General features: G+C 67.0%; 6 protein-coding genes. 3 read left to right on the top strand and 3 right to left on the bottom strand.

The features are described 5' to 3' along the window. Positions 1-110 precede the first annotated feature (110 nt). From fadD17 to A5678_RS22930, 3 genes are all read right to left on the bottom strand, one after another. Positions 111-1,655, bottom strand: a complete 1,545-nt coding sequence (gene fadD17, locus A5678_RS22940) for a long-chain-fatty-acid--CoA ligase FadD17 (RefSeq protein ID WP_068047334.1) — start codon at positions 1,653-1,655, stop codon at positions 111-113. A gap of 90 nt (positions 1,656-1,745) precedes the next feature. Next, entirely contained in the window at positions 1,746-2,843 is a 1,098-nt protein-coding gene (locus A5678_RS22935) for an acyl-CoA dehydrogenase family protein (protein ID WP_068047324.1), read from the bottom strand. 27 nt (positions 2,844-2,870) lie between these two features. After that, the gene (locus tag A5678_RS22930) at positions 2,871-4,049 is read right to left on the bottom strand and encodes an acyl-CoA dehydrogenase (RefSeq protein WP_068047321.1); all 1,179 of its coding nucleotides are present in this window, start codon (positions 4,047-4,049) and stop codon (positions 2,871-2,873) included. A 202-nt stretch (positions 4,050-4,251) separates the two neighbouring features. On the opposite strand from A5678_RS22930, the gene A5678_RS22925 reads away from it, so the two are divergent. The 3 genes from A5678_RS22925 (at position 4,252) to A5678_RS22915 (ending at position 6,401) form a co-directional block, all read left to right on the top strand. Continuing rightward, complete coding sequence (locus tag A5678_RS22925; protein WP_068047360.1) at positions 4,252-4,443, top strand: ferredoxin; 192 nt, start codon at positions 4,252-4,254, stop codon at positions 4,441-4,443. Positions 4,444-4,487: 44 nt separating this feature from the next. Further along, on the top strand, positions 4,488-5,402 hold the full coding sequence (locus tag A5678_RS22920; protein WP_068047318.1) for a 3-oxoacyl-ACP reductase: 915 nt from the start codon (positions 4,488-4,490) through the stop codon (positions 5,400-5,402). Positions 5,403-5,636: 234 nt separating this feature from the next. Next, positions 5,637-6,401: an ABC transporter permease gene (locus tag A5678_RS22915; protein WP_068047315.1), complete on the top strand. Its 765-nt coding sequence runs from the start codon at positions 5,637-5,639 to the stop codon at positions 6,399-6,401. Positions 6,402-6,408 lie beyond the last annotated feature (7 nt).

Raw genomic sequence — 6,408 nt, 5'->3', positions numbered from 1 at the left:
GGAGAGGCAGCGGAGGGGGCGGTGGCGCCGGATCCGCCACGGCGAAACCGGCCCCCAGCCCGAGCGCCGCGGTACCGAGGGACGTAAGAAGGGCCGACCCGGCGATCACCTTACGGATTTTCATGGCGGGACATTCCTCTGTCCCTTTGCGGGGGGATCCGCACGACCGGATCGGGGCAGTCGACACCCTGCGCCGCCAGCTGCCGCTTGAGCACCTTGAAGGTCACCGTGCGCGGAAGTTCGGCGCTGACCCGAACGTAGGACGGCCACTGCTTGGGCCCCAGGTCCGGCTGTTCGGCGAGGAAGGCGCGAAACTTCTCGGCATCGAACTCGGCCCCGGGGGCCATCACCAAAGCGGCCATCACCTGGTCACCGACCACGGGATCCGGCACCGCGTATACGGCCACCTCCGTCACGTCCGGGTGGCGCAGCAGCACCCGTTCGATCGGGGCGGCGCCCAGGTTTTCACCGTCGACGCGCATCCAATCGCCCAGCCGTCCCGCGAAATACGCGTAGCCGGCATCGTCGCGGTAGGCGAGGTCGCCGGTGTGGTAAACCCCGCCGGCCATCCGCTCGGCCTCGGCGGCGTCGTCGTTGTAGTAACCCTCGAACCGGCCCGGCCCGGCCGTGTTCACCAGCTCGCCGACCACGCCCGCCGGGCAGGGTTCACCGGTGTCGGGGTCGACGATGTCGACGCTCTCGGGCAGCGGGCCCAACGCACCGGCCGGGGTGTCGGGGGTGCGCGCGATCGCCACCCCGCCTTCGGTGGAACCGAACCCATCCTGGACGACGCAGCCGAACCGGCGCGCGAAGCGCTCGACATCGCGAGGCACGCCCTCGTTGCCGTACACCGTTCGCAGGGGGTTGTCCGCATCGTCCGGCCGCTCGGGCGTGGCCAGCACGTACGACAGGGGCTTGCCGACGTAGTTGGCGTAGGTGGCGCCGAAGCGGCGGACATCCACCAAGAAGTTGGACGCGGAGAACTTGCGCCGCAACGCCAGTGAGCCCTGGCAGGCCGCCGCGACCGCCCAGCCGGCGAGCACCGCGTTGGAATGAAACAGCGGCATCGACACATAGCAGACGTCGTCTCGGCCGAGGTCGAAACGCTGGGTCATCGTCATGCCCGCGATCGCCACCTTCCCGTGGCTGCACTTCACCGCCTTCGGCTCGCCACTGGTGCCAGAGGTGAAGATCAGCATGAAAAGGTCCGCGGCGGTTGCCGATTGGAAGTGCGGCTCGGCATCCCCGTGCGCGGCGACTTCGTCGGCCCACTCGGTGGAGTCGACGTTCACGTGGTCGATGCCGCCCAGCGACTCGGCCGAATTCGAGTCGGCCAGTACTACTTGGCAGTCGGCGTGGGCGATGTCGCGGGCCAGCGCGTCGCCGCGACGCACCGGGTTGAGGCCCACCGGCACGATCCCGGACATGCCGGCCGCCGTCAGCATCGCCGAGAAGAAGGGGGTGTTCTCCAACAGCACGCCGACGTGGGGCGGCTTCGACGGGTCGAGGCGGTCATGCAGGGCCGCCTCGATCGCGGCACCGTGATGCAGGTGGTCCCGCCAGCTGACGTACGAGCCTTCGAAATAGACGCCGCGGTCCTCGATCTCGGCCAGCGGTACCAACAGTTTGGTGACCGTGGGCTCAGGAGGAAGCACGAAGGTCAATGCGCCCGGCCCCCTCGCCGCTTCGCGGCTGGGGGTGCCCCCGCCCCAGTTCCTTGCACGGACCGCATCGTCGCCGGGCGGCTAGGCAGGGGTTTCCGCGAGCTCGCGGCCGATCCGGCGCAGCTGACCGGTGGCACCGCCCAATGCGAACTCGGCCTCCTTGGCGGCCAGGAAATAGCGGTGTACCGGGTGATCGGTATCGACGCCGACGCCGCCATGCACGTGCACGATGGTGTGCGCCACCCGGTGCCCGGCGTCGGCGGCCCAGAACGCGGCGCTGGCCACGTCGATATCGGCGGGAACATCCTCAGAGACCTTCCACGCCGCCTGGGTGAGCGTGAGCCGCAACCCCTTGACGTCGATGTAGCCGTCGGCCAGCCGTTGTGACACCGCCTGGAAGCTACCGATCGGGCGATCGAATTGCTCCCGCTCCCGGGCGTATTCGGCGGTGAGCTGCAGGCCGCGTTCCAACACCCCGAGCTGGAAGGCGCTGCGGCCCAGGGCGGCAAGGGTATCGAGCCAGACGACCACCTCGGCGCCGCCGACCATCCGGGTGCCGTCCACCTCGGTGCCGTCCAGCGTCAGGTGCCCGACGCTGCCCAGGCCGGTGGTCTGCAACGCTGTCACCGAAACGCCGGGGTCGCCGGCGGCGACCACGAATACCGCCGTACCGGAATCGGTCTCGGCCGGAACGAGAAAGGCGTCCGCCGCCGGTCCGAAGCCGACCTGGGTTCGGGTACCGGTGAGGCGGTAGCCGTCACCGGCGCGGGTGGCCTGCACCGGGCCCTCACCCATCTCGCCCAGCAGCGCGACGGCGAGGACCTTCTCGCCGCTGACCGCCGGGGCGCCCCAATCCTGTTGCAGCTCCTCGCTTCCGAAACGGGCCACCGCACCGGCGCCCAGCATCACCGACTCCAGGTAAGGCACCGCCGCCAACTGGTGACCCAGTGCCACCAGGATGGCGACCTGCTCGAGCACCCCGAATCCATCGCCGCCCACCGAGGTGGCCGACGCGCTGGTGAGGATGCCGGCGTCGACGAGCTTGCCCCACAGTTCACGGTCGAACCGTTGGTCGAGCTTGTCGAGCTCACGATGGTGCTCCGGTGTGCATACCGAGTTCACGATCGTGTCGACCAGGCCGCCAAGGTCGTTCGCCGCTTCAGTTGTCGAAAAGTCCATCGATGGTCGTCCTTTAGGAAGAGGGGCTCAGCGGTTTCGAGGCAGGCCCAGCGCGACCATGCCGATGATGTCGCGCTGCACCTCGTTGGTGCCGCCGCCGAAGGTCAGGATCAGGCACGCGCGGTGCATCCGTTCGACCCGGCCGCGCAACAGCGCGCCCGGCGAATCCTGGCGCAGCGTCGCCGCTGTCCCCAGCACCTCCATCAGCAGCCGGTACGCCTCGGTGGCCAGCTCGGTGCCGTACACCTTGGCCGCCGACGCATCGGCCGGTGACAGGGACTCGCTGTTCGAAGACGCCAGTTCCCAGTTGATCAGTTTGAGCACCTCGGCCTTGGCGTGCACGCGGGCCAGGTTGATCTGCACCCACTCCGAGTCGATCAGCCGGGCCCCGCCGGCGTCCTTGGTGTTCTGCGCCCACTCGCGGACCTCGCGCAGGGCCAAAAAGATCGGCTGCGGCGACACCAGGGCGACGCGTTCGTGGTTGAGCTGGTTGGTCACCAGCTTCCAGCCGCCGTTCTCCTCGCCGATCAGGTTGGTCACCGGGACTCGCACGTCGGAGTAATAGGTGGCGCTGGTGTCCACACCGGCCATGGTGTGCACGGGCGTCCAGGAGAACCCCTCGGCCGTCGTCGGCACGACCAGCATCGAAATGCCGCGGTGCTTCTTGGCCTCCGGGTTGGTGCGCACGGCCAGCCAGACCCAGTCGGCGTAGGCGATCAGGCTGGTCCACATCTTCTGGCCGTTGATGACGTAGTCGTCGCCGTCGCGGACCGCGGTGGTGCGCAGGTTCGCCAGGTCCGTGCCGGCGCCCGGCTCGGAGTAGCCGATGGAGAAGTGCAGCTCCCCGGCAGCGATCTTGGGCAGGAAGAATTTCTTCTGTTCCTCGGTGCCGAACGCCATGATCGTCGGCGCCACACTGTTGATCGTCAGGAACGGCACCGGCACCCCGGCGATCGCCGCCTCGTCGGTGAAGATCAGCGAGTCCATCGGCGAGCGGTCCTGGCCGCCGTACTCCTTGGGCCAGTTCAGGGTGAGCCAGCCGTCCTTGCCCATCTGCGCGACCGTGTCGCGATACGCCGTGCCGGTGCCGACCTCGCCCTGGTTCGAGGTCAGTGCCTCGCGACGCTCCGGCGTCATAAGCGTGGTGAAGTACGACCGCAGTTCGCGACGCAGCTCCTCCTGTTCAGGGGTGTAACTGATGCGCATTCCAGCCGTCCTTTGTTAACGTGACACGCCTCGATCAGCCGACGTTACTCGGCCGACGACTACCCGTTCGTCTTCGGAGGTTGTAACACGTTCTAGTCTGAGATTCCAGCGACCGTTTCCCCTGCGGTATCGGGGCCCTATGGTGGTCCTACATACTGATGGGGCTCGTCCTCAGGTGAAGGCCAGGTGCAAGGAGGGTGCTGTGCGGGTGATCGTCGACCGTGACCGGTGCGAAGGAAACGCGGTGTGCATGGGAATCGCGCCGGACATCTTTGACCTGGACGACGAGGATTACGCCGTCGTGAAGCTCGACCCGATTCCCGCCGATCAGGAAGAGCTGGCCGAGCGGGCCATCGCCGAGTGCCCGCGCGCGGCGCTATCGCGCAGCGACTAGCCCGAGACTGACGTGCGCCACCAGAAACTAGAGGTATTCATAAATTGACTAGCAGCACGAACGCGACCGATCTCTCCGGAAAGGTCGCGGTGGTGACCGGTGCGGCCGCGGGATTGGGCCGGGCCGAAGCCCTTGGTTTGGCTCGGCTCGGCGCCACCGTCGTCGTCAACGACATCGCCACCGCCCTGGATGCCTCCGACGTGATCGACGAGATCAACACGGCCGGCTCCAAGGCGGTGGCCGTGGCCGGCGACATCAGCGAGCGGGCAACGGCCGACGAGCTGGTCGCCCAGGCCGACGGCCTCGGTGGGCTCGACATCGTCGTCAACAACGCGGGGATCACCCGCGACCGAATGCTGTTCAATATGTCCGATGAGGAATGGGACTCCGTCATCGCGGTGCACCTGCGGGGCCACTTCCTGCTGACCCGCAACGCGGCCACCTACTGGCGCTCCAAAGCCAAGGACGCCGGCGGAACCGTCTTCGGCCGGCTCGTCAATACGGCGTCGGAGGCGGGGCTGGTCGGCCCGGTGGGTCAGGCCAACTACGGCGCCGCCAAGGCCGGCATCATCTCGCTCACCCTGACGGCCGCGCGGGCGCTCGGTCGCTACGGGGTGTGCGCCAACGCGATTTGTCCGCGCGCCCGCACCGCCATGACCGCGGACGTCTTCGGAGCCGCACCGGAAGTGGAGGCGGGCGGAATCGACCCGCTGTCACCTGAGCATGTGGTCAGCCTGGTCACGTTCTTGTCGTCGCCGGCGGCCGCGGAAGTCAACGGTCAGGTGTTCATCGTTTACGGTCCCCGGGTGACATTGGTTGCGGCGCCGACCGCCGAGCACCAATTCAGCGCCTCGGGGGAGGCGTGGGAGCCTGCGCAACTGAGCACGACGCTGCAAGAGTACTTTGCTGGGCGGGATCCGGAGCGGAACTTTTCCGCGGTCGGGCTGATGGAGCAATAACTGTGTGAGGTTACTTCGTGGGGGGAATCAGCAGTAAGAACGTGTGTCAGTTTGGAATAACAGAAGCGCATCTGACCTGGCAAGTTACGTTTCAGACAAGGAAATGCTGTTCATTGACACCGTTAACTTGTTCTGGGTTAATATGATCCGGCTCACACCGAGCCGCATGCGACGAAAGACACCGCTAAGGCGACGCATAGACTTCGCCGCGAGCAGCTGAGGGGGGTAGCCAAGTTGATGCAGCAGCTTGCCGTTCCCGCTCGTGCGGTCGGCGGGTTCTTCGAGATGATGATCGACACCGGCCGTCAGTCTGTCCGCCGACCGTTCCAACTGGGTGAGTTTCTGGAACAGACGTGGATGATCGCGCGCGTGTCCCTGGTCCCGACGCTGCTGGTATCCATCCCGTTCACCGTGCTGGTGGCATTCACACTCAATATTTTGCTGCGCGAAATCGGCGCCGCCGACTTGTCCGGCGCCGGCACGGCGTTCGGCACCATCACCCAATTGGGTCCGGTGGTGACCGTGCTCGTGGTCGCCGGCGCCGGCGCCACCGCGATCTGCGCCGACCTCGGTGCGCGCACCATCCGCGAAGAGATCGACGCGATGCGGGTGCTTGGCATCGACCCGATCCATCGACTCGTGGTACCGCGAGTGCTGGCCTCCACTGTCGTTGCGCTCCTGCTCAACGGCTTGGTGTGCGCCATCGGCTTGTCGGGCGGCTACGTGTTCTCCGTCTTCCTGCAGGGCGTCAACCCCGGCGCGTTCATCAACGGGCTGACCGTGCTTACCGGCCTCCGCGAGCTGGTCCTCGCCGAGGTCAAGGCGCTGCTGTTCGGTGTGATGGCCGGTCTGGTCGGGTGCTATCGCGGCCTGACCGTCAAGGGCGGCCCCAAGGGCGTCGGCAACGCGGTCAACGAAACCGTGGTCTACGCGTTCATCTGTCTGTTCGTCATCAACGTGGTGATGACCGCCATCGGCGTGCGAATCTCGGCGAAGTGAGTACTCG

Source organism: Mycobacterium sp. E2733, from assembly GCF_001667585.1.
Lineage (GTDB): Bacteria > Actinomycetota > Actinomycetes > Mycobacteriales > Mycobacteriaceae > Mycobacterium.
The sequence above is the reverse complement of the archived record's forward strand: the minus strand, read 5'-3'. Positions and strand labels throughout refer to the sequence as shown.

What these genes read in the sequence shown, in the direction of transcription:
- A5678_RS22935 (WP_068047324.1), bottom strand. Translation starts at nt 2,843, where the DNA reads ATGGACTTTTCGACAACTGAAGCGGCGAACGACCTTGGCGGCCTGGTC.
- A5678_RS22930 (WP_068047321.1), bottom strand. Translation starts at nt 4,049, where the DNA reads ATGCGCATCAGTTACACCCCTGAACAGGAGGAGCTGCGTCGCGAACTG.